This window comes from Lysobacter dokdonensis DS-58, from assembly GCF_000770795.1.
Taxonomy (GTDB): Bacteria; Pseudomonadota; Gammaproteobacteria; order Xanthomonadales; family Xanthomonadaceae; genus Noviluteimonas; species Noviluteimonas dokdonensis.
On record NZ_JRKJ01000019.1, the window covers coordinates 1 to 21,462 of the forward strand.

General features: G+C 67.7%; 23 protein-coding genes. 5 read left to right on the forward strand and 18 right to left on the reverse strand.

Going from position 1 to position 21,462, the window contains the following annotated elements; genetic code table 11:
* The 4 genes from LF41_RS12145 to LF41_RS12160 form a co-directional block, all read right to left on the reverse strand.
* Positions 1–788: TPM domain-containing protein (locus LF41_RS12145; protein ID WP_036170106.1), on the reverse strand; the 788-nt coding region annotated here is incomplete at its 3' end.
* A 13-nt stretch (positions 789–801) separates the two neighbouring features.
* Positions 802–1,437: a LemA family protein gene (locus LF41_RS12150; RefSeq protein WP_036170108.1), complete on the reverse strand. Its 636-nt coding sequence runs from the start codon at positions 1,435–1,437 to the stop codon at positions 802–804.
* A 97-nt stretch (positions 1,438–1,534) separates the two neighbouring features.
* Complete coding sequence (locus LF41_RS12155; RefSeq protein WP_036170109.1) at positions 1,535–2,269, reverse strand: TerC family protein; 735 nt, start codon at positions 2,267–2,269, stop codon at positions 1,535–1,537.
* 30 nt (positions 2,270–2,299) lie between these two features.
* Positions 2,300–2,680, reverse strand: coding sequence for a diacylglycerol kinase (locus tag LF41_RS12160; protein WP_036170111.1), 381 nt, complete (start codon positions 2,678–2,680; stop codon positions 2,300–2,302).
* 144 nt (positions 2,681–2,824) lie between these two features.
* Between LF41_RS12160 and LF41_RS12165 the strand changes: the two genes are divergently transcribed.
* Positions 2,825–3,322 (forward strand): VOC family protein, encoded by a 498-nt coding sequence (locus tag LF41_RS12165; protein ID WP_036170112.1) that lies wholly within the window; start codon positions 2,825–2,827, stop codon positions 3,320–3,322.
* Positions 3,323–3,344: 22 nt separating this feature from the next.
* On the opposite strand, the gene LF41_RS12170 is transcribed toward LF41_RS12165, so the two are convergent.
* The 6 genes from LF41_RS12170 to LF41_RS12195 form a co-directional block, all read right to left on the reverse strand.
* Complete coding sequence (locus LF41_RS12170; RefSeq protein WP_036170114.1) at positions 3,345–4,370, reverse strand: isoaspartyl peptidase/L-asparaginase family protein; 1,026 nt, start codon at positions 4,368–4,370, stop codon at positions 3,345–3,347.
* Positions 4,371–4,438: 68 nt separating this feature from the next.
* Positions 4,439–5,674: an ABC transporter permease gene (locus LF41_RS12175; protein ID WP_036170117.1), complete on the reverse strand. Its 1,236-nt coding sequence runs from the start codon at positions 5,672–5,674 to the stop codon at positions 4,439–4,441.
* Positions 5,671–6,387 carry an ABC transporter ATP-binding protein gene (locus LF41_RS12180; RefSeq protein ID WP_084073595.1) on the reverse strand — a complete coding sequence of 239 codons (717 nt, stop codon included), beginning with the start codon at positions 6,385–6,387 and terminating at the stop codon, positions 5,671–5,673. The genes LF41_RS12175 and LF41_RS12180 overlap by 4 nt, the downstream gene beginning before the upstream one ends.
* Positions 6,384–7,919 carry an efflux RND transporter periplasmic adaptor subunit gene (locus LF41_RS12185; protein ID WP_084073597.1) on the reverse strand — a complete coding sequence of 512 codons (1,536 nt, stop codon included), beginning with the start codon at positions 7,917–7,919 and terminating at the stop codon, positions 6,384–6,386. Before LF41_RS12185 ends, LF41_RS12180 begins: the two co-directional genes overlap by 4 nt.
* Positions 7,920–8,013: 94 nt before the next feature.
* The gene (locus LF41_RS12190) at positions 8,014–9,288 is read right to left on the reverse strand and encodes a sensor histidine kinase (RefSeq protein WP_036170121.1); all 1,275 of its coding nucleotides are present in this window, start codon (positions 9,286–9,288) and stop codon (positions 8,014–8,016) included.
* Positions 9,289–9,296: 8 nt separating this feature from the next.
* Complete coding sequence (locus tag LF41_RS12195; RefSeq protein ID WP_036170123.1) at positions 9,297–10,010, reverse strand: response regulator transcription factor; 714 nt, start codon at positions 10,008–10,010, stop codon at positions 9,297–9,299.
* 121 nt (positions 10,011–10,131) lie between these two features.
* Here LF41_RS12195 and LF41_RS12200 point away from each other — a divergent pair, with 121 nt between their 5' ends.
* Positions 10,132–10,476 (forward strand): DMT family protein, encoded by a 345-nt coding sequence (locus LF41_RS12200; protein WP_036170126.1) that lies wholly within the window; start codon positions 10,132–10,134, stop codon positions 10,474–10,476.
* Here the strand turns inward: LF41_RS12200 and LF41_RS12205 are convergent.
* Genes LF41_RS12205 through LF41_RS12215 form a run of 3 tightly spaced genes read right to left on the reverse strand, consistent with a single transcriptional unit; the run spans position 10,473 to position 15,581 of the window.
* Positions 10,473–11,363, reverse strand: a complete 891-nt coding sequence (locus LF41_RS12205; protein ID WP_036170128.1) for a TrmH family RNA methyltransferase — start codon at positions 11,361–11,363, stop codon at positions 10,473–10,475. The genes LF41_RS12200 and LF41_RS12205 overlap by 4 nt on opposite strands.
* Entirely contained in the window at positions 11,360–14,500 is a 3,141-nt protein-coding gene (locus LF41_RS12210) for an efflux RND transporter permease subunit (protein WP_036170129.1), read from the reverse strand. Before LF41_RS12210 ends, LF41_RS12205 begins: the two co-directional genes overlap by 4 nt.
* A 1-nt stretch (position 14,501) precedes the next feature.
* Positions 14,502–15,581 carry an efflux RND transporter periplasmic adaptor subunit gene (locus tag LF41_RS12215; protein ID WP_036170132.1) on the reverse strand — a complete coding sequence of 360 codons (1,080 nt, stop codon included), beginning with the start codon at positions 15,579–15,581 and terminating at the stop codon, positions 14,502–14,504.
* 187 nt (positions 15,582–15,768) lie between these two features.
* Here LF41_RS12215 and cysK point away from each other — a divergent pair, with 187 nt between their 5' ends.
* A complete protein-coding gene (cysK, locus tag LF41_RS12220) occupies positions 15,769–16,722 on the forward strand; it encodes a cysteine synthase A (protein WP_036170135.1) in 954 nt (317 codons plus the stop codon).
* Here cysK and LF41_RS12225 read toward each other — a convergent pair whose 3' ends face one another.
* Positions 16,723–17,265 carry a hypothetical protein gene (locus tag LF41_RS12225; RefSeq protein WP_036170138.1) on the reverse strand — a complete coding sequence of 181 codons (543 nt, stop codon included), beginning with the start codon at positions 17,263–17,265 and terminating at the stop codon, positions 16,723–16,725. It lies immediately after the preceding gene.
* 99 nt (positions 17,266–17,364) lie between these two features.
* On the opposite strand from LF41_RS12225, the gene LF41_RS12230 reads away from it, so the two are divergent.
* Together LF41_RS12230 and LF41_RS12235 are read left to right on the forward strand one after the other, a co-directional pair.
* Positions 17,365–17,883 (forward strand): O-acetyl-ADP-ribose deacetylase, encoded by a 519-nt coding sequence (locus tag LF41_RS12230; RefSeq protein WP_036170139.1) that lies wholly within the window; start codon positions 17,365–17,367, stop codon positions 17,881–17,883.
* Entirely contained in the window at positions 17,880–18,503 is a 624-nt protein-coding gene (locus tag LF41_RS12235) for a DUF6498-containing protein (RefSeq protein ID WP_036170141.1), read from the forward strand. Before LF41_RS12230 ends, LF41_RS12235 begins: the two co-directional genes overlap by 4 nt.
* Here the strand turns inward: LF41_RS12235 and LF41_RS12240 are convergent, their stop codons facing one another.
* From LF41_RS12240 to LF41_RS12255, 4 genes are all read right to left on the reverse strand, one after another.
* Positions 18,504–19,517 carry a class I fructose-bisphosphate aldolase gene (locus LF41_RS12240; protein ID WP_036170144.1) on the reverse strand — a complete coding sequence of 338 codons (1,014 nt, stop codon included), beginning with the start codon at positions 19,515–19,517 and terminating at the stop codon, positions 18,504–18,506.
* A gap of 76 nt (positions 19,518–19,593) precedes the next feature.
* A complete protein-coding gene (locus LF41_RS12245) occupies positions 19,594–20,193 on the reverse strand; it encodes a hypothetical protein (protein ID WP_036170145.1) in 600 nt (199 codons plus the stop codon).
* A 31-nt stretch (positions 20,194–20,224) separates the two neighbouring features.
* The gene (locus LF41_RS12250; protein ID WP_036170147.1) at positions 20,225–20,833 is read right to left on the reverse strand and encodes a hypothetical protein; all 609 of its coding nucleotides are present in this window, start codon (positions 20,831–20,833) and stop codon (positions 20,225–20,227) included.
* Between the two features lie 42 nt (positions 20,834–20,875).
* The gene (locus tag LF41_RS12255; protein WP_036170149.1) at positions 20,876–21,379 is read right to left on the reverse strand and encodes an energy transducer TonB; all 504 of its coding nucleotides are present in this window, start codon (positions 21,377–21,379) and stop codon (positions 20,876–20,878) included.
* Between the last annotated feature and the right edge of the window lie 83 nt (positions 21,380–21,462).

Here is a 21,462-nt window from a genome sequence, read left to right on the forward strand (position 1 = left end):
CCCCCGCCACCCATGCCGCCCCACCCGCCGTGGCGGGCGAAGCTGCCGCGCGGACCGGAGCCAGCGAGACCCACGAAGAAGCCGAGGAGCGCGCCCAGGCCACCGGCGAACAGGCTGGCCGCGATCAGCCAGGCGATGCCGCCCGCCACCGCGCCGCCGAAGATCCCGCGCACGCCTGCCGGCAGGAACCCGAAGATGCCGCGCGCCACCTGCGCCACGATGAACGCGGCGAACAACGCGAACATCCAGTTGCCGCCGCGCTCGCGATGCGGCGCGTTGTCGGCCATGGGCGCCGGCAATTCTTCGCCGTCGATCAGTTTCACCAGCGCGGCGCTGCCTTCGATCAACCCGCCGCCGTAATCGTTGGCGCGGAATTTCGGCACGAGGTATTCCTGGATCACGCGGTTGGCGATGGCATCGGGGATCGCGCCTTCCAGGCCGTAGCCCGGTTCGATGCGCACGCGGCGATCGTCTTTCGCCACGACGATCAGCAGGCCGTCGTCCACGCCCTTGCGCCCGAGCTTGAACTGCTCGAACGCGCGCACCGTGTATTGCTCGATGGTCTCCGGCTGTGTGCTGCGCACCATCAGGATCTGCAATTGCGATCCCTTGCGCTGTTGCAGCGCGCGCGCCTGCGCGTCCAGCGTGGATATCTGCGCGGCATCCAGCGTGCCCGTCGTGTCGATGACCGGCTTGTCGAGCGCGGGAATCGCCGCCAGCTGCTGCGCGAAGGCCGGCGCGCACGCGAGGAGCGTGCACGCCAGCACGAGGGCGACAAGGCGACGCATCACGTCCGGACGATCAACGCGTCGACGCAGGCGCCGGCGCGGCGGCGCCGAAGTCCACGGTCGGGGCGTCGGAGATCGCGCGTTCGTTCTCGACGGTGAAGTTCGGCTTTTCCTTGTGGCCGAACATCTTCGCCGTGAAGTTCTGCGGGAACTGGCGGATGTAGGTGTTGTAGTCCTGCACGGAGGCGATGTAACGGCCGCGCGCGACGGTGATGCGGTTCTCGGTGCCTTCCAGTTGCGCCTGCAGATCGCGGAAGGACTGGTCGGACTTGAGGTTCGGATAGTTCTCGGTGACCACCATCAGGCGCGAGAGCGCGCTGGACAGATCGCCCTGCGCTTTCTGGAACGCAGCCAGCGATGCGGCGTCTTCGGCATTGACGTTGATCTGCCCGACCTTCGCACGCGCCTCGGTCACGCGGATCAGCACCTCTTTTTCCTGGGCCGCGTAGCCCTTCACGGTATTGACGAGGTTGGGGATCAGGTCGGCGCGGCGCTTGTACTGGTTCAGCACTTCGGACCAGGCCGCCTTGGTGGCCTCGTCCTTCGACTGGATCTGGTTGTAGCCGCAGCCGCTGAGCAACGTGAGCGCCAAGGCGAGCAGCAGGGCGCGCAGGCCGATGGAAACCGTCGACGAGGGTCGAGAGGACATGGACCGCATGGCGTGGAGCTCCGCGTGGGGGACGCGGCATTCCATCACCGGCCGTGTGTGGCCGCAATCAAGGCGCCCTCTACGGGCGCCGCCGGCCTCACGGCGCGAGGCTGCGCCGCGCCGCCCGCCTGCGGGCCCAGAGGTTGAGTACCTCCACGAGAGCCGAGAAGCCCATCGCGCCGTAGAGGTAGCCCTTCGGGATGTGGATCTCGAAGCCGTCGAGCACCAGGTACGCGCCGACCAGCACGATGAAGGCGAGCGCCAGCATCTTGACCGTCGGGTTGCGCTCGATGAAGTGGCCCAGCGGCGTGGCCGCCAGCAGCATGACGGCGACGGCGAGCAGGATCGCGCCGACCATGATCGTGGTGTGGTTGGCCATGCCGACCGCGGCGATGACCGAGTCGAGCGAGAAGACGATGTCGATGATCGCGATCTGCGCGATGACCATGCCGAAGGACGCCAGCGGCTTGGTGTGGATGTCCTCCGACTCGTCCTCGCCGGCGACGAGGTCGCGGATTTCCATCACGCCCTTCACCACGAGGAACACGCCACCCAGGATCAGCACCAGGTCGCGCACCGAGATGCCCTGTCCGAACAGCGAGAACAGGTCCGCCGTCAGCCCCGCGAGCCAGGCGAGCGTGAGCAGCAAGGCGATGCGCGTGATGCACGCGACCGCGATGCCGAACTTGCGCGCCTTCTCGCGTTTTTCGTGCGGCAGCTTGCTGACCGCGATCGAGATGAACACGAGGTTGTCGATGCCGAGCACGATCTCGATCGCACTCAGGGTGAACAAGGTGAGCCAGGCCTGTGGGTCGGCCAACCAATCGAACATCTAGGACCTCTGTCTAAGTCTGCAACCGCTTCAGAAAAACCGCGGGCCCAGGATCAGGCCCCACACCAGCAGGAAGTTGAGCATCAGCACGAACACCGCCGCCGACCCCATGTCCTTCGCGCGCCCGGCGAGCTCATGGAACTCCGGGCCATACCGTTCGATCACCGCCTCGATGGACGAGTTCAACAGCTCCACCGCCATCACCAGCAACCCGCTCCCGACCAGCAGCGCGCGCTCGACGCCCGTTTGCCCGAGCCACAGGCCGAGCGGGCCGAGCACGGCGAAGAGGTAGACCTCGAGCCGGAACGACGACTCGTGGAGCCACGCCGCCCGCAATCCCTGCATCGACCACATCGCCGCCTTCAGGATCCGGGACGGAGCGCGGGGCAGATGCCCGAAATGGTCGGCCATGGCGATCTTCAGGCGCGGGGCAACCGCAAGAAGCCGGGATTCTGCCACGCCGCCGCGTGCCGGTGCGACCGCGAAAGGTCCCGGTCACCCGCGCATAACGTTTTGCGGCGCACGGTGCCGCTTCCCCGAAGCCGGAGTCCCGCCATGGCCGTCAGCCCCATCCCGGAGGGCTACCACACCGTGAACGCCTACCTGATCGTCGACGACGCCGCGCGCGCGATCGACTTCTACGCCAACGCTTTCGGGGCGAAGGAGCTCTTCCGGCTGCCGGTGCCGGGGCCCGATGGCCAGGAACGGGTGGGCCACGCCGAGATCCGCATCGGCGATACGACCCTGATGTTGTGCGACGAATGGCCCGGCATGGGCGCGCTCGGCCCGAAGAGCCGCGGCGGCGCAACGTCGAGCTTCGTGATCTACGGGCCGGATTGCGACGGCGCATTCAAGCAGGCCGTCGGCGCGGGTGCGTCGGTCGACAAGCCGGTGGCCGATCAGTTCTGGGGCGACCGCATGGGCACCGTCGTCGATCCTTTCGGCCACAAGTGGACGCTGGGGACGCACAAGGAAGACGTCTCGCCCGAAGAGCTGGCGTCGCGCATGAAGGAGTGGTCGAAGGCGCAGCAATCGCAGGCCGACGTCACCTGACGCCGGCGCGGTCGCGCATCGACTACTTCTTTTCGGCTTCGTCGCCGTAGATCGCGGTGCCGCGCGTGCCGTCGGGCTTGATCCACGCGCGGTACATCCCGGAGGTGTTGAACGGCATCGCGATGTTGCCCTGCGCGTCCATCGCGATCGCGCCGCCGTCGCCGCCCATCGCGGGGACCACCTTGTTCACGACCTCTTCGGCCGCCACGGCGAGCGCATCGCCCTTGTAAGCGACGCGCGCGCAGATGTCGTGCGCGACCGCGGCGCGGATGTAGAACTCGCCCCAACCGGTGCCCGACACGCCACAGCGTGCGTCGGCCCACGTACCGGCGCCGATGATCGGCGAATCGCCGACGCGGCCCCAGCGCTTGTTCGTCATGCCGCCGGTGCTCGTGCCCGCGGCGAGATGGCCCTGCGAATCGAGCGCGACCGCGCCCACGGTGCCGAAATACGTACCGGGGAAATCGATGCCGGCCTGCTGGTTCGCCTTTTCCTTCGCCTGCGCGTCGTCGAGTTGCTTGCGTCGGCGGTCGGTATCGAACCACGTGTTGGGCACGCGCTCGATGTCGGATCGCGAATCGGCGAATTGCTCCGCGCCCGCGCCCGCGAGCATCACGTGCTTGGAGTGTTCCATCACCGCGCGCGCGAGCTTGATGGGGCTGCGCACCGTCGTGACGCCCGCGACCGCGCCCGCGCGCTGCGTGTGGCCTTCCATGATCGACGCGTCGAGTTCGTGGCGGCCTTGCGCGTTGAACACCGCGCCCTTGCCCGCGTTGAAGTGCGGGTCTTCCTCGAGCACGCGGATCGTCGCGACCACCGCATCCAGCGCGCTGCCGCCCTTCGACAGCACGGCGTTGCCGGCGTCGAGCGCCTTGTCCATCGCCGCGCGGACCTCGGCCTCTTCCTGCTTGGTCATCGAGCCCCGTTCGATCACGCCCGCGCCGCCGTGCAGCACGAGCGCGGTCTTCGCCCTGGCCGGTTCCTCAGCGTGCACGGCGGATGCGAAAGCGCAGGACAACAAGGCGAGTGCGAGCAGGCTGCGGCGCATGGCGGTCTCCCGGGGACATGCGCCGAGTATGGACCGATCCGTGTACGGGCTGCAGCAGGACGATCACGCTACTGCTGGCGCAGCGCCTCGATCGGATCCAGCATCGACGCCTTCCGCGCCGGGTAATAGCCGAAGAACAATCCCGTCGCGATCGAAAACGCAGCTGCCAGCCCGACGACGTTGGCGTTCACCTGCACCGGCAACTCGGAGAACTTGCCGACGAGCAAGGCGCCCGCGATGCCGATCACGATGCCGATGACGCCGCCGATCATCGAGATCAGCATCGCTTCGGCGAGGAACTGGCGCCGCACGTCGCGCGGCCCTGCGCCGACGGCCATGCGCAATCCGATCTCGCGGATGCGTTCGGTGACCGACACCAGCATGATGTTCATGATCCCGATGCCGCCGATGATCAGGCAGATGGTGGCGACCGCGCCGAGCAGCTTCGACATCAGGTTGGTCGTCGCCGTGCGCGTGCTGATGATCTCGGCGATGTTGCGCACGTTGAAGTCGTCGTCGCTCCCCGGCGGGACCTTGTGCCGCTGGCGCAGCAGCGCTTCGACTTCGCCCTGCACGTATCCCAGGTCATCGGCGTTCGCGACGCCAAGCGCGATCTGCATCACCGCGCCGGGCGGCACGCCCATCGCGCCCATCAGGCGCCGGCGCGCGGTTTGCAGCGGCACGACGACGATGTCGTCCTGGTCCTGGCCGAATCCGCCCTGCCCCTTCGACTTGAGCGTGCCGACCACGGTGAACGGCACGCGGCCGATGCGGATGGTCTGTCCGAGCGGATCGTCGTCGCCGAACAACTCGCGCCGCACGGTTTCGCCAAGGATCACTTCCTTCGCCGCGCCGGTGTATGCGCGCGCATCGAACCCTTCGCCGCCGGCGATCTTCCACCCGTTGATGTCGAACCAGTCGGCTTCCACGCCCTGCCAGTTGGTCGACCAGTTGTTCTCCGAATAGACCAGCTGCGTACTGCCGCGCAGGCTTCCGGCGACGTATTGGACTTCGGGGACCTCGGCGCGGATCGCATGCGCGTCCTCTTCGGTCAACGTGAACATGTTCGCGCCGCCGATGCGCACGCCGCCGAAGCCGCGGCCCGAACCGGCGCTGATGTCCAGGCGATTGGAACCGAGCCCGGCGACCATCTTGTCGATTTCCGCCTGCGTGCCCTGCCCGACCGACACCATCACGATGACGGCCGCGATGCCGATGATCACGCCGAGCGACGTGAGCGCGCTGCGCATCCAATTGCCGCGCAGGGCGTAGAACGCGGTGCGCAGGATTTCCATCGGATTCATGCGCGCGTCTCCTCGGTCAGGCAGCCGTCGCGCATGGTGAAGATGCGGTCGCAGTGGTGCGCCACGTCCGGATCGTGCGTGATCAGCACCACCGTGTGGTCTTCCTGCTGCAGGCGCTTGAACAACGCGAGGATTTCCTCGCCGGTCTTCGAGTCCAGCGCGCCGGTGGGTTCGTCGGCGAGCAGGATCGGCGGACGGTTGATCAACGCGCGCGCGATGGCCACGCGTTGCTGCTGGCCGCCGGACATCTCGCTCGGGCGGTGGTGCTGGCGGTTGCCCAGGCCCACCGCTTCCAGCGCCTCGTGCGCGCGCTTGAGGCGTTGCTCGCGATGCACGTTCGCGTAGCCCATCGGCATCGCGACGTTTTCCAGCGCGTCCATGCGCGGCAGCAGGTTGAAGCCCTGGAACACGAATCCGATCTTGTCCAGGCGCAGGCGCGCGCGGCCTTCGGCGTCGAGCGAGGCGACATCGATTCCGTCGCACCAGTACGTGCCAGCGCTCGGCGTGTCGAGGCAACCGAGCAGATTCATCAACGTCGACTTGCCCGAGCCCGACGGCCCCATGATCGCGACGAACTCGCCGCGCCCGATGCGCATGTCGACGTCGCACAGCGCGACCACTTCGGCTTCGCTGCCCGCCGCGTACACCTTGCCGAGCGCGCGCGTCTCGATCACGCCGGTCGGGCGTGGCGTTTCCCGAAGGAGCGCGTTCATTGCGTCGCCTTCGCCTCTGCGCGCTGCGCGCCCACCACGACCTGGTCGCCCGCGGCGATGTCGCCGGAGACTTCGGTGTTCGAACCGTCCGACACGCCGATGCGCACCATCGCCCGCTGCGGCTTGCCGTCGACGAGCTTGTAGATCGGCGCGCGCTTGGCGGTGACCAAGCTGGCGACGCCGGCATCCCACCGTGCCCGCTGCGCGTCGTCGAGCGTCGAGCGGAATGCGGCGAACTGCTGGTTGAGGCGTTCCTGCGCGCGCTGGCGCATCGCACCGCTCATGCCGCCGCCGGCGTTGTTCGCGCTGCCGCCCGGGCCACCGGGCCCGCGACCGAACAGCGCGCTGCCGCCGCCCTGTTGGGCCGCAGCCGGCGCGGCGCGCGCGGCCATGCGTTCCTGCAGTTGCTTCAACGCCGCGTCGAACGCCGATTGCTGCGCGGGATTGAGTTGCAGCGCAGCCGCGAGCTTCGGCAGTTCGCCGGCGAGCGCACCGCGCGGTTGCGTCGGCGCGCCTGCATCGGCCCCGTCGTCCGCGGGCTTGAAGCGCAGCGCGGCGTTCGGCAGCTTGAGGATGTCGTCGCGGCGGCTGACTTCGATCTCCGCGTTGGCGGTCATGCCGGGCAGCAGCACTTCGTCCTTGTTGTCGACGGACACCACCACCGGATAGGTGATCACGTTGTTGGTGTTGGTCGCCGACAGGCGCACCTGCTGCACCGTGCCGCGGAACGTGCGGTCCGGAAATGCGTCGACGGTGAAGCCCACGGCCTGCCCGGCCTTGACCTGGCCGATGTCGGCTTCGTCGATCTGCAGCACGATCTCCATCTTCGACAGGTCTTCGGCGATCTGGAACAACACCGGCGCCTGCAGGCTCGCGGCGACGGTCTGGCCCGGTTCGATCGAACGCGTCAGCACGACGCCATCGACCGGCGAACGGATCACCGTGCGCTCCAGGTTGAGTTGCGAAGTCTGCGTGGACGCCTGCTGCTGCGTGATCTGCGCCTGCGCGGCGGCGACCTGCGCACGGGCCTGCGCACGGGCGGCCTTCGCGAGGTCGAGGTCGCTGCGGGCGATCAATTGCGTCGTCGCGAGGTCGGCCTTGCGCTGATAGTCGACTTCGGCATTGGCGAGCGTGGCGCGCGCGGTTTCGAGGTTGGCGCGCGCGCTGGAGATCTGCGCCGAGCCCTGCGCGATCTGCGCCTGGTAGGTGCTCGGGTCGATGCGCGCGATCACCTGGTCTTTCCTGACGCGGTCGTTGAAGTCGACGAGCACGCCGGTGACCTGGCCGGAAATCTGGCTGCCGACATCGACGGTGGAAATCGCGCTCAGCGTGCCGGTGGCGGAAATGGCGACGCGGATGTCGCCGCGTTCGACGGCCGCGGTGCGGAACGCGCCTTCGGCCGCTTCGGCCTTGCGCTGGGTCCACCACCAGCCGGCGCCGACGAGTGCCACGAGGGCCAGGGTGATCGCGACGGTGCGCGGCGAGGAGGCGAAACGCTTCTTGCGGGCGGGCGCGGGACGGGTGGCAGCCATGCGGGAGGATCGGTCCGGAGGGGAAGGTGTCGAACGCGGGAACGCGCGGTCGCGATGCGCGTTGACCCGCGCATGATGCGGGAGGTTCCGCGGTTCAGGGGGCGAACTGGATCGTCGCCAGCGTGCCGCTGCCGGGCACGCTTTCGAGCACCACCGGCCAGCCGAAGCGTTCGCCGAGGCGGCGCACGACCGACAGGCCCAGGCCCATGCCGCCGGTGTCCTGGTCGGCGCGGTAGAACGGATCGAACGCACGCTGCAGGGTTTCTCGCGACATGCCGATGCCGGTGTCGCGCACGGTGACGCGATCCTTTCCGATGCGCACCTCGATGTCGCCCTGGTCGGTGTACTGACACGCGTTGCTCAACAGGTTGCCGACCATCACCGCGAGCACGCGCGAGGGCGCGTGCAGCTCCGGGTTCGCGTCCTTGATCACGCGCAGCGCCACGGGCTTGCCTTCCAGCAGCGGCTGCACCTTGTCGACTTCCTCGTCGATGATTTCCGACACTGCGAAGTGCTCGGCCTGCGGCTCGATGTCCGCTTCTCTCGCGAGGATGAGGAAGGCGTCGATCACCGCTTCCATGTCGCGGCTTGCACGCTGGATCCTGCGCAGCGAGCGTTCGCCGCGGGCGCTGAGTTCGCGCTCGGCTTCCAGCAGGTCGGCCGCGACGCGGATCACGGTCAACGGCGTGCGGAGCTCATGGCTCGCATCGCGGGTGAAGTTGCGTTCGCGCGCGACGAAGGATTCCACTCTCTCGCCGAGTGTGTGCAGCGCTTTCGCCAATTGGCGCGCTTCGCCGCTGCCGATGTCCGGCGGCAGGCGATGCGGCGCGAGTGCGTCGATGTTGGGTTGTCGCGGGTCCCACGCCGCGACTTCGCGCGCGAGCCAGTTCACCGGGGTCACGAGCCGTTTCGACACGCGGTAGGTGAGCAGCGAGACCGCGAACACCGCCGCGAGCCCGAGCGCGACCGGCAACACCGCGTAGGCGTACATCAGCCGGTCGATGCGGTCCTGGTCGTACACGATGTAGAGCGTGCCGCCGCCGCCCTTCGCCACCCGCACCTGGAGGTCGCGGTCTCGCAGGTCGTGGTGGCCCAGCGGCAGTTGCGCCACGCCCGCGGGCAGCCCGACCGGCGTCTGCCCGTCGGGGACGAACCAGCTCTTGAAGTTGCGCCCGTGCGGCAGCGAGTACGCCGCATCCATGGATTTGCGCACGAAGAAATCCGACGCCTCGGCTTCCGAGGCGGAGCGGATGAAACCGACCCGGATCACCAGCGACACCAGCCAGCCCGCGAGAACGACCGCGAGGCTGACCAATACCACCTGGAGGAGAAAGGCGATCCGGATCTTGCGTGGCAACCCTTGGGGCACGGGGATCCTCAGGCCGGCGGTTGTTCGATGTCGGCGATCCTGTACCCGGCGCTCTGGACGGTATGCAGCAAGGGCTTCTCGAACGGCTTGTCGATGGTCTTGCGCAGATTGTAGAGGTGGCTGCGCAGCGTGTCGGAATCCGGCAGTCCGTTGCCCCATATCTCGCGCTCGATTTCCTGACGGCTCACCACGCGGGGCGATTCGCGCATCAGGATGGTCAGCAGCTTCAGGCCGATCGGCGAAAGCTGCAGTTCGCTGCCGGCGCGGGTGGCGCGCAGCGAGGCCGGGTCGAGGACGAGGTCGGCGACCTTCAGGACCTCGGCGCCCACTTGGCGGCGTTCGCGGCGGATCAGGGCCCGCAGGCGGGCTTCCAGTTCCTGGATCGCGAAGGGCTTGGTGAGGTAGTCGTCGGCGCCGGCGCCCAGGCCGGTGAGCTTTTCGTCGAGGGTGTCGCGCGCGGTGAGCATCAGCACCGGCGTGGACTTGCGGGCTTCCTCGCGCAGGCGCTTGCAGACTTCCAGGCCGTCGAGGCGCGGAAGCATGAGGTCCAGCACGATCACGTCGTAGCTGTTCTCGGCGGCGAGGCGGTAGCCGTCGAGGCCATCGGAGGCATAGTCGACTTCGAAGCCGCGCCCTTCGAGGTACTCGCCGACCATCTCGGAGATGTTCCGGTTGTCTTCGACGATGAGGACGAGGCCAGCGGGTTCTTCACTGCTGCGCATGGGAGTGGGCTCCTGGGTGGGTCTTCAGGTTCGTGAAGGTGCCGATCCGCGGGTCGAGGCTCCGTGAAGAAGCTCATCCGCGTCAATATCCGTGCCATTCCCACCCTTCCGGACCCCACCCATGGGCCTCGACCGCCTCCTCCCGATCCTCCTGCTGCTGGGCTCGAACGTCTTCATGACCTTCGCCTGGTACGGGCACCTGAAGTACCGATCCGCGCCGTTGGCCCTCGCCATCGCGGCCAGCTGGGGCATCGCCTTCTTCGAGTACTGCCTGATGGTCCCGGCGAACCGCTACGGCAGCGCGGTGTATTCCGCGCCGCAGCTCAAGGGCATGCAGGAAGTGATCACGCTGGTGGTCTTCGCCGCGTTCTCCGCGTGGTATCTCGGCCAACCGCTGAAGTGGAACCACTGGGCGGGATTCGCCCTGATCGCGGTCGCTGCGTGGCTGATTTTCCTGGAGCCTTAAGTCCGACGCGCCCACTCGGCGAGCAGCACGGCCGTCGCGGCCGCGACGTTGAGGCTTTCGACCTTTCCGCTGCCGGGGATCGAAACGCGCAGGTCGCATAGTTCGGCGAGCGATGACGACATGCCCTCGCCTTCCGCGCCGATGACGTAGACCAGGCGTTGCGGCAATGCCGCTTCGAACAGGGTCTTGCCGTCGCGCACCACCGTCGCGGCCAATGCGAAGCCTGCGCCGCGCAATTGCGCCAGCGAATTGTCTTCGCGTCCCAACCGCACGAACGGCACGGCTTCCGCGCCGCCTTCCGCGACGCGCGCGGCGGCGCCGGAGAGCGCGAGGTTCGAGTGCTTCGGCAACAGGATCGCCGACACGCCGAAATGCGCGGCCGAGCGCAGGATCGCGCCGACGTTGTGCGGGTTGCCGACGCCGTCGAGCCACAGCGCGCACGCCGGTCCCGCGTGGAGGTGCTGCAACCACGTCGCCAGCGTCTGCTGCGGCTCGCGCAGCATGTCGGCGACCACGCCTTCGTGGTGTTCGCTGCCCGTCAGGCGGCGCAGGTCGCCTTCGTCCTCGACCACGCGATAGCCGACGCGATGCGCCACGCACCAGCGCAACATCGGCTGCAATTGCGGGATGCGGTCCTGCACGAGATACAACTTGCGCAGCGACTCGGGCCGGCGATGGAACGCGGCCTTCACCGCGTTGACGCCGTACAGGCGCAATTCGCTGTCGCGGTGTTCGCGCGCGTGCTGATGTTCTTCGGACGGGGCCTCCTCGCGATGCACGGGCCGTTGCTCGCGCACCTCGCGCGTCGGGCGCGGCTCGCGATGCACGGGCCGATCACCGCGCGGCGGGCCCTTCGGGCCGCGCGACTTCCAGGGCGAATCGCTCACGATGCATCCTCCACCGGGTGGGTATCGCCGACCGGACGCACCGTGGCTTCCAGCGCCTTCAACTCGTGCGCCACCGCTTCGGGCGAACGCGTGTACGGCGCGAGCAGCGCATAGAACGCCGGCACGACGAACAACGACAGCAACGTCGAGAAGCCGACACCGAAGATCACCACGATGCCGATCGTCGCGCGGCTCGCCGAGCCCGGCCCGCCGGCGACGACCAGCGGCACCGCGCCGACCATGGTCGCGATCGACGTCATCAGGATCGGACGCAATCGCACGCCTGCCGACTCGACGATCGCCTGGTGCGCGCTGCGCCCTTCATCGCGCAACTGGTTGGCGAACTCGACGATCAGGATGCCGTTCTTCGCCGCCAGGCCGACGAGCATGACGATGCCGATCTGGCTGAAGAGGTTCAGCGTGCCGCCCGTCACCCACAACCCGATCAGCGCGCCGAGCACGCCCAGCGGCACCGTCAGCATGATCACGAAGGGATGGATGAAACTCTCGAACTGCGCCGCGAGCACGAGATACACGACCAGCAACGCCAGCGCGAAGGTCAGCAACACCGCGCCGCCCGCCTGCTGGTATTCGCGCGACTCGCCCTTCCAGTCGATCTGCGCCTGCTCCGGCAATTCCTGCTTCACGACGTCGTTGAGGAAGGCGATCGCATCGCCCATGCGGTAGCCCGGCGCCAGGCCCATGTTGATCGTGATCGCGCGCAGGCGGTTGAAGCGATTCAATGAACCGGCTTCGGCGACGTCCTGCAACGTGACGAGGTTCGACAAGGGGATCAGCGCGTTGTCGCGCCCGCGCACCTGGATCGCCGCGAGGTCGGCGGGCGTCGCGCGGCCGGTCTTGTTCGCCTGCACGACCACGTCGTATTCCTCGCCGCCGCGCACGAACGTCGTCACGCGCCGCGATCCCATCATCGTTTCCAGCGCATGGCCGATCGCTTCCACGCTGACGCCGAGGTCGGACGCGCGCTGGCGATCGATCTGCACGCGCATCTGCGGTCGCGTTTCCTTGTAGTCGCTGTCCGCGCCGACGAGGCCCGGGTTTTGTTCAATGCGCTCGAGCAGGCGATCGCGCCACTTGGCGAGCTCGGCGTAATCCGGCCCGCCGAGCACGATCTGCACCGGCTGCCCGCGCGTGCGCACCAGCCCGCCGCCGACCTGCGTCGAAATACGCATGCCGGGCATCGTGTCGAGCTTTTTCTTGAGTTCCTGCGCCACCGCCGCGGTGTCTTCGTCGCGCTTGTCCCAATCCTTCAGGAACACGCTGAAGCGCGCGGTATGCATTTCCTCGCTCGCGCCGAAACCGCCGGGCACGCGGGCGTTGGCCCGCTCGATCGGGCCGTGGCCGATTTCCGGGGCGATGATCTTCTCGGCCTGCTGCACCTGCTGCACGGTGTAGTCGTAGCCCGCGCCTTCCGGGCCGGTGAGCGAGACGTTGAAACTGCCGCGGTCTTCGGGCGGCGCGAGTTCGGACGGCACGAACTTGAACAACGCGAAGCTCGCCGCCAGCGCCGCGACCATCAGCAGGCCGAACATCAACGGCCGCTCGACGTTGCCTTCCAGGAAGCGCTTGTAGCGCGTGGTCACCCAGTCCAGGCGCTTGTTCGTCCAGCGATGCACCGGATTGCCCTTCTCTTCCGAGTGCGGGCGGACGAGTTTGGAGGACAGCATCGGCGTGAGGGTCAGCGCGACGAACGCCGACAACGCCACCGCGCCGGCCAGCGCGACCGACAACTCGCGGAACAGGCGTCCGGTGTTGCCTTCCATGAAACCGATCGGCAGGAACACCGCGACGAGGACGGCGGTCGTCGCGATCACGGCGAAGGCCACCTGCCGCGTCCCGCGCGCGGCCGCGACGAGTTTCGGTTCGCCCAGGTCCGCGCGGCGCTGGATGTTCTCCAGCACGACGATCGCATCGTCGACCACCAGCCCGATGCACAACACCAGCGCGAGCAGCGTCAGCAGGTTGATCGAATACCCGAACAGATACAGCGGGAGGAACGCGGCCAGCAGGCACACCGGCACGGTCACCGCCGGGATCAGCGCCGCGCGCACGCTCCCGAGGAAGATCCAGATGACGATCAGCACCAGCACCACCGCCTCGATCAGCGTGTGGTACACGCGCTCGACGGAGGCGTCGATGAAGGTCGTGGTGTCGAAGGCAACGAAGATCTTGGTGCCCTGCGGCAACGAGGGCTGGATGCGCTCGGCTTCGGCGCGCACGGCGCGCGCGACATCCAGTGCGTTGGCGGTCGACGTGCGCGCCACGCCCAGGCCGATGTTGTTCTCGCCGTTGGAGTGGTAGTACGCGCGGCGTTCGGCGGAAGCGAGTTCCACCTTCGCCACGTCGCCGAGGCGCACGACGTAACCATCGGGCCCCTTGCCGAGCGGGATCTGCGCGAAGTCTTCCGGCTTTTCGTAGTCGCGCGCTACGCGCAGCGTGAAGTCACGCTCGGCCGATTCGATGCGACCCGCGGGAAGCTCGACGTTCTCCTCGCGCAGCGCGTTCTCGACGTCCTCCACGGTGAGCGCGCGCGCCGCGAGCGCGTCGCGATCCAGCCAGATCCGCATCGCGTAGCGTTGCTGGCCACCGATGCGCACCTGCGCGACGCCGTCGATGCTCGACAGGCGGTCGACCACGTAACGCTCGGCGTAATCGCTCAACTGCAGCGAGTCCATGCCGGTCGAGCTCATGTTGAGCCAGATGATCGGGTCCGAATCGCTTTCCACCTTGCTGACCTGCGGCGGATCGGCTTCTTCCGGCAGGCGGTTGCTGACGCGGCTCACCGCGCCGCGCACGTCGTTGGCCGCGCCTTCGATGTCGCGGTCCAGCGTGAATTCGATGGTGACCGACGAGCGGCCGTTGACGCTGCTGGACTGGATCGTCTCGACGCCTTCGATGCCCGACAACGCGTCTTCCAGCACCTGCGTCACGCGCGTTTCGACCACCTGCGCCGACGCGCCGGTGTAGCTCACTTCGACCGACACGACCGGCGGGTCGATCGCGGGCAATTCGCGCAACGTCAGGCGCGTGAACGCCATGACGCCGAGCACGATGAGCAGCAGGCTGATGACGGTCGCGAAGACCGGGCGCTGGATCGAGATGTCGGACAGGCGCATGTCAGCCCTTCGCGGTCGTGGGGGCCACGTCGGGTTCGACGATCTTCGCGCCGGGGCGCAGCTTGCCGGTGCCGTCGACGACGATGCGGTCGCCCGCGCCGATGCCCTTCACGATTTCGGCCTGGCCGCCGGTGCGGGTGCCGACCTGCACGTCGACCTGTTCGACGCTGCCGTCGGTCTTGGCGCGATACACGAACGTGCGATTGCCGACCTGCACCACCGCGATTTCCGGCACGAGCAACGCGGTGCGTTGCGCGCGTTGCAGTTCGACGTTGACGAGCATGCCGGGGCGCAGCGCGCGATCGGCGTTCGGGAAATCGGCGCGCACCGTGACCGACCTCGTCGCCGGATCCACGCGCGCTTCCACCGTGGTGACCGTGCCGGTCAGGCGCTTGTCGGGATACGCGGCGGTGCGGCCGAACACTTGCTGGCCGGTCGCCAATTGCGCGAGCGCGGCTTCGGGCACGGGGAAATCGACGTACATGTGCGAGAGGTCGTCGAGCGTCGCGATCGCGGTGCCCGGCGTCACCAGCGCGCCGGGACTCACCTGACGGATTCCGAGCACGCCGCCGAAGGGCGCGCGGATCGAACGATCGCTCAACTGCGCGCGCACCTGGTTCACCTGCGCCAGCGCCTGGTCGCGCGTGGCGCGTTGCGTGTCGAGTTGCGAGGTGGCGATGAGTTGCTGTCGCGCGAGTTCCTGCTGGCGCGCGTAGAGCTGCTGCGATTCCTTCGCCGCCGCTTCGGCCTGCGCGAGCGCCGCCTGCTGCTGTTGCCCGCTGAGCGTGACGAGCACGGCGCCTTTGGCGACTTCATCGCCACTGTCGAAATGCACGGCCTGCACGATTTCGCTCACCTTCGCCGTCACGGTGATCGAATCGGCCGCGCGCGCCGTGCCGATGGCGACGATCGAATCGGCGAACGTCGAGGGCTTCAACACGGTGGTCGTGACGATGACGGGCGCATTGCCGCCGTCCTTGCCACGGTTGGAAGCGGCGGCCTGGTCCTTGCCGCAACCGGCGAGGGCGGTTGCGAGCGCGAGCGCGGCAATGAGGGAGAGAGAACGTGCGGGATGCGTCATGCGCGGATTCTAGGCCGTCCGGTGCGAGGGTTCGGTTACCACGGGCACAAACGGCCCGGCGGGCAGCGGGTTGACCCCGCGGCAACCCCAATGTTCCATGACCAATGCCAGTGGCGCGACGCATTCCGGCGTCCTGCGCGCGTATGGCTTCGCGTTAAACCTTCCCGTCCCCCACGAGAACCCCGCCATGCGCCACGACAGCATCCTCGACACCATCGGCCGCACCCCGGTCGTCCGCCTCAACCGCATCGCGCCGAAGCACGTGACGCTTTACGCGAAGGTGGAGTCGTTCAATCCGGGCGGTTCGGTCAAGGATCGCCTCGCCATCGCGATCATCCTGGACGCCGAAGCGAAGGGCTTGCTGAAACCCGGCGATACCGTCGTCGAAGCCACCTCGGGCAACACCGGCGTCGCATTGGCGATGGTGTGCGCCGCGCGCGGTTACAAGTTCGTCGCGACGATGGCCGATTCGTTCTCCATCGAGCGCCGCAAGTTGATGCGCGCGTACGGCGCGAAGGTAATCCTGACGCCGGCGGCCGAGCGCGGCAGCGGCATGGTGCGCAAGGCCGAGGAATTGGCGAAGAAGCACGGTTGGTTCCTCGCCAGCCAGTTCACCAACCAAGCCAACCCTGCGTACCACCGGCAGACGACCGCGGCGGAAATCCTGCGCGATTTCGCCGGCGACCGGCTCGATCATTTCGTCACCGGCTGGGGCACGGGCGGCACGCTCACCGGCGTGGGCGAAGTGCTGCGCGTCGCGCGGCCGGAAGTGAAGATCACCACGTGCGAGCCGGCAGGCGCGGCGTTGTTGCAGGGCGCGGAATTCGTGCCGCACAAGATCCAGGGCTGGACGCCCGATTTCGTGCCGGAAGTGCTGAATCGCGATGTCGCGGGCTCGTTGCTGAAGATCGACGAGATCCTCGCGCGCGATGTCGCGCGCCGCCTGGCGCAGGAAGAAGGCATCTTCGTTGGCCTCTCCGCGGGCGGCACCGTGGCCGGCGCGCTGGAAGTGGCCAAGCACGCGAAGGAAGGCGACGTGATCCTGGCGATGCTGCCGGACACGGGCGAGCGTTACTTCTCGACCATCCTCTTCGAGGGCGTCAACGAAGGCTCGGACGAGGAGTGGTTGAACAGCCTCTGATCAGGCGGCGAACGTGCCGCCGTCGGCCGCGTGCGGGTCGACGCGGCCGTGGCAGATCGCCATCACGCGGTTGCGCATGCGCTTGGGGTTGTCGAACGACTGGATCGCCAGTGCGGCCATGCTCATCGCGACCGTGAGGTTGGCCAGCGCGGTCTCTCCGTTGGCGGCGAGCATGCTCGGCGTCAGCGCGGCGGCGACAGTGAGCGCGACGGACACGAACACGTACTTGCGGATCGCCGACCACGCGCTCTGGTCCGAGCCCTTGGCGTGGAAACCGCGGCGATACGGCATGCCCATGACCTGGGCGAGCGAATCGGCCAGGCGGATTTCATGCAGCGTGCCCGCGGCCTTGATGATGAAACCGAGCAGCGTGGCGCCGAAGCCCGCGAACGACACCCACGACGGCAGCCCCATGCCCTTGGGCAAGGTGACGCACACGCAGGCGAGCACGAACAGGACGAGGCCGAGGCGATGGAAGCGCGTGGCGACATCGACCTTCGACTGCAGGCGGTCGACATTGAGGAGGGTGAAAGGCGATTTCATGGTGCTAAATACTCCGCAGGCGCGCATTTCACCACGCTTTCACGCCATGCTCATGAATGCGATGGTAGCGGCCGTTCGACCTGCGACGGGGATCACGGGATGAAAATCGAGGTCATCGAAGGCGACATCACGGCCCTGTCGGTCGAGGCCATCGTCAACGCCGCCAACAGCAGCCTGCTGGGCGGCGGCGGGGTCGACGGCGCCATCCATCGCGCCGCAGGGCCGGGCTTGCTGGAGGAATGCGAGGCGCTGCCGGCCTACATCGCCGGCGTGCGGTGCCCCACCGGCGAGGCGCGCATTACGCATGGGCATCGCCTGCCGGCGAAGTTCGTCATCCACACCGTCGGCCCCGTGTGGCGCGGCGGCCGTGGTGGCGAGCCCGAGCAACTGGCCGCTTGCTACAACGCGAGCCTGGCGCTGGCGGCCGACTACGACTGCGCATCGGTCGCGTTCCCGGCGATCAGTTGCGGTGTGTATGGCTATCCGGTCGAACTCGCGGTGCCGATCGCGGTGCGCGCGGTGCGCGCGTGGCGCGGTGCGATCCCGTCGCGCGTGGTGTTCGCGTGCTTCGATCCTGGCATGGCTGCGCGGTACCGGGCGATGCTGGCGCTCGCATGAGTCCGTCGACGCGCCTGCTTTTGTTGTCGAACGTCGCGACATTGGCCGCGGCGCTGGTGTTCCATTGGCCGGCGGGCTGGCTGCTGTGGCCGTACTGGATCCAGAGCGTGGTGATCGGCTGGTATGCGCGCAAACGCATGCTCGCGCTCTATCGCTTCAGCACCGAAGGCTTCACCTCGAACGACCAGCCCGTGCCGGAAAACGCGCAAGGCAAACGCTCGACGGCGAACTTCTTCACCCTGCACTACGGGTTCTTCCACCTGGCGTACCTGGGCTTCCTGTGCGCGGAACATCCGCTGGAAGCGGGGTGGGACCTGATCGTGCTCGCGGCGTGCGCGGCGTCGTTCGTGTTGTCGCAGCGCCAGACGTACGCGGTGCAGCACGACGCCGACCTGCGCGGCAGGCCGAATCTCGGCACGCTGATGTTCGTGCCCTACCTGCGCGTGTTGCCGATGCACCTGTCGATCATCATCGGCACGGCGCTCGGCGGCGGGACGGGGTTGATGCTGTTGTTCACCGCACTCAAGACCGCGAGCGATGTCGGGATGGATGCGGTGGATCGGCGGCTTGCGGAGCGGCAGTCCCCTCCCCTGTTGCCAGGAGAGGGGCGCGTCGAGTGATTACGCGGCCTTCGACTTCCACTGGCCGAGCGCGGCCATGCCGTTGTCGCGGGCGCGGGCGTAGACGGTGTCCTGCGCCTTGCGCACGTTGTTGACCAGGTCCTGCGACCAGATCTTCAGCGCGGCCGACTGCATCGCGCGGCCGTAGGAGAACGACAGCGGCCACGGGTTCGGGCCCATGCGGTTCATCGCGTCGAGGTGCGCGGTGGCGTCTTCGTCGCTCTGGCCGCCGGAGAGGAACACGATGCCCGGGAGGATCGCCGGCACGGCGGTCTTCAGGCACATCAGCGTGTTCTCGGCGACGTCCTCGACCGACGCTTCTTCACCGCTGTCCTTGCCCGGCACGATCATCGAAGCCTTGAGGATGGTGCCTTCCAGCATGACGTTGTGGTTGTACAGGGCGTCGAACAGCGCGCGCAGCGTGACTTCGGTGACCTCGTAGCAGGTCTGGATGTCGTGCTCGCCGTCCATGAGCACTTCCGGCTCGACCATCGGCACGATGCCCACTTCCTGGCACAGCGCGGCGTAGCGCGCGAGTGCGTGCGCGTTGGCTTCGATGCAGGTGCCCGACGGGATGTCGTCGCCGATGTTGATCACCGCGCGCCACTTGGCGAAGCGGGCGCCGAGCTTGTAGTACTCCTCCAGGCGCGCGCGCAGGCCGTCGAGGCCTTCGGTGACCACTTCGCCCTGGAAACCGGCGAGCGGGAAGGTGCCCTTGTCGACCTTGATGCCCGGGATGATCCCGTTGTCCATCATGACCTTGGTGAAGGGCACGCCGGCCTTGGTGGACTGGCGGATGGTTTCGTCGTACAGGATCGCGCCGGAGATGTAGTCGCCGAGCTTGGGCGTCGTCAGCAGCATCTCGCGATACGCGCGACGGTTTTCCTCGGTGTTCTCGATGCCCACGCCCGCGAAGCGCTTGGCGATGGTGGCGTTGGATTCGTCGATCGCGATGATGCCCTTGCCTGCGGCGACCATCGCCTGGGCGGTTTCGGCAAGCTGTTCGATGCTCATTGGCGTCCTGGAGGCGTTGGGGAAAGGCGGAATTATACCGCCCCTCCCCCGTGACGCCGGCGCCGACGCGCAGGCCTCAGCGCGACGGTGCCGCCAGAGCGCCCGCCGGGTTGCCCACCATCGACTGGTTCGCTTTCGCCTGGCGCGCGGTGCGCTCCAGCTCGCGTCGGACCAGGTCGCGGTTGGCCTTCATGCCGGCTTCCTTGATGGTGGTCGCCAGGTCTTCGATGCGGCAGTGGCCGGCCAGTTGCCCGGCGTCCATGGCGTCCTTGCCGCGGAAGGTGATCGTGGCGACGGTGATCGTGCGCTGCGGGTTGGCGATTTCCGCGCGCGGTTCGAATGCCCATTGCGACACCGCACCGGCAGCGGCCGTCGAATACGGCTTCCAATAATCCTTCGTCTGCTTTTCGCCGCCGCCCGACCACTGCTTGAGGGCGGTGAAGCCCCCGGTCTTGCCGTTCTTGTCGATCGCGTAGCCCATCGCGATGCACACGCTGTCGCCGATGTCCTTCATCGATTCGGGATATCCCGGCACGGCGAGCCGGGTGCCCGCGGCCAGTTTCCATTCGCCGCCGATGCTGCCTTCGTTGGCGATGTGCGGCGCGTTGCCCGCTTGCGCCACGAACGACGCGCAGCACAGCGACAGCGCGACGAGCGCGTTAGTGATTCCCTGCATTGTTGAAACCCCCTGTTGAAACGATGGACGATCAGCGACGACCCGTCGGTGCCGGATTCTGGCCCGGGTTGGCGATCATCGAATTGTTGGCGTTGCCCGCGCGCGTGGCGCGTTCCATCTCGCGGCGCACGAGGTCGCGATCGGCCTTGGAACCGGCTTCCCTCAGCGCGGCCTCGAGGTTCTCGATGCGGCAGTTGCCGGCGAGCGTCGCGCCGTCCATGCCGTCCTTGCCGCGGAAGGTCATCGTGGCGACGGTGATCGTGCGCTGCGGATTCTGGATTTCCGGGCGCGGCTGGAACGCCCACTGCGACAACGCACCCGCCGAGGCGACGGAGAAGGGCTTGAAGTAATCCTTCGCCACCTCGGTGCCCGCGCTCGACCATTGCTTGAGCACGGTGAAGTCGCCGGTCTTGCCGGTCTTGTCGATCGCATAACCCATCGCGATGCAGACGCTGTCACCGCGCTCCTTCATTTCCGCCGGATAGCCCGGGACCGGAAGTTGCGTGATGCCGTCGGCCAGTTTCCATTCGCCGCCGATGCTGCCTTCGTTGGCGATCTTCGTCGTGTTGGCGGCGTGCGCGCCCAGGGCCAGGCAGCACAACGACAACGCAACGACGGCACTGTGGGTGATGCGGGACATGGGGGCTCCTTGGAAGCCGGTCGACGATCGAGTGCGCCGATCCTAGCGCAGCTCGAGATCGTCCAGCACGTCGCCGGAGGCGGTGCGCCGGTCGCGCGCGGCCTTCAGTTCGCGCAATCGCTGCACGAGGTTGGGAATTGCGCACTTCGATCGGTTCTGCGCCGCGGCCGAGCTGCCACCGAAAACGAACGTCGCCACGGTGTACACCGGCTTGGCCTGCGTGACCTCGGGACGCGGCTGGAACCGCCAGCGCCGCAACGCATCGCCCGCCGATTCGGCGAAGGCCTGCCAGTAGCCCGCTTCGGGTTCGTCGTCCCCCGCGCTGGTCCAGCCGCGCAGCAAGGCGAAATCGGACGTCGTGCCATCGGGCCGGAGCAGATAGCCGACGCCCAGGCACACCGTGTCGTGCCGTCGGACGAACTGCGCGGGGTATTGCGGCGTGGCGAGCGGCACCCCGGGCGCGAGCATCCACTTGTCGCGGATGCCACCTTCATTCACCACCGCGATGGGGTCCGCGGCGAGCGAGGGCAACGCGAGGGCGAGCATGAACGGAATCGCAACAGCGCAAGCGGACCGGCGCATCGTCGAACTCCCATCGGAGTCTGCCGTGCGACCGGAATAGCACCGGC

Coding starts and splice junctions, on each gene's coding strand:
- LF41_RS12150 (WP_036170108.1), bottom strand. CDS start 1,437: ATGTCCTCTCGACCCTCGTCGACGGTTTCCATCGGCCTGCGCGCCCTG.
- LF41_RS12155 (WP_036170109.1), bottom strand. CDS start 2,269: ATGTTCGATTGGTTGGCCGACCCACAGGCCTGGCTCACCTTGTTCACC.
- LF41_RS12160 (WP_036170111.1), bottom strand. CDS start 2,680: ATGGCCGACCATTTCGGGCATCTGCCCCGCGCTCCGTCCCGGATCCTG.
- LF41_RS12165 (WP_036170112.1), top strand. CDS start 2,825: ATGGCCGTCAGCCCCATCCCGGAGGGCTACCACACCGTGAACGCCTAC.
- LF41_RS12170 (WP_036170114.1), bottom strand. CDS start 4,370: ATGCGCCGCAGCCTGCTCGCACTCGCCTTGTTGTCCTGCGCTTTCGCA.
- LF41_RS12175 (WP_036170117.1), bottom strand. CDS start 5,674: ATGAATCCGATGGAAATCCTGCGCACCGCGTTCTACGCCCTGCGCGGC.
- LF41_RS12180 (WP_084073595.1), bottom strand. CDS start 6,387: ATGAACGCGCTCCTTCGGGAAACGCCACGCCCGACCGGCGTGATCGAG.
- LF41_RS12185 (WP_084073597.1), bottom strand. CDS start 7,919: ATGGCTGCCACCCGTCCCGCGCCCGCCCGCAAGAAGCGTTTCGCCTCC.
- LF41_RS12195 (WP_036170123.1), bottom strand. CDS start 10,010: ATGCGCAGCAGTGAAGAACCCGCTGGCCTCGTCCTCATCGTCGAAGAC.
- LF41_RS12200 (WP_036170126.1), top strand. CDS start 10,132: ATGGGCCTCGACCGCCTCCTCCCGATCCTCCTGCTGCTGGGCTCGAAC.
- LF41_RS12210 (WP_036170129.1), bottom strand. CDS start 14,500: ATGCGCCTGTCCGACATCTCGATCCAGCGCCCGGTCTTCGCGACCGTC.
- LF41_RS12215 (WP_036170132.1), bottom strand. CDS start 15,581: ATGACGCATCCCGCACGTTCTCTCTCCCTCATTGCCGCGCTCGCGCTC.
- cysK (WP_036170135.1), top strand. CDS start 15,769: ATGCGCCACGACAGCATCCTCGACACCATCGGCCGCACCCCGGTCGTC.
- LF41_RS12225 (WP_036170138.1), bottom strand. CDS start 17,265: ATGAAATCGCCTTTCACCCTCCTCAATGTCGACCGCCTGCAGTCGAAG.
- LF41_RS12230 (WP_036170139.1), top strand. CDS start 17,365: ATGAAAATCGAGGTCATCGAAGGCGACATCACGGCCCTGTCGGTCGAG.
- LF41_RS12235 (WP_036170141.1), top strand. CDS start 17,880: ATGAGTCCGTCGACGCGCCTGCTTTTGTTGTCGAACGTCGCGACATTG.
- LF41_RS12240 (WP_036170144.1), bottom strand. CDS start 19,517: ATGAGCATCGAACAGCTTGCCGAAACCGCCCAGGCGATGGTCGCCGCA.
- LF41_RS12245 (WP_036170145.1), bottom strand. CDS start 20,193: ATGCAGGGAATCACTAACGCGCTCGTCGCGCTGTCGCTGTGCTGCGCG.
- LF41_RS12250 (WP_036170147.1), bottom strand. CDS start 20,833: ATGTCCCGCATCACCCACAGTGCCGTCGTTGCGTTGTCGTTGTGCTGC.
- LF41_RS12255 (WP_036170149.1), bottom strand. CDS start 21,379: ATGCTCGCCCTCGCGTTGCCCTCGCTCGCCGCGGACCCCATCGCGGTG.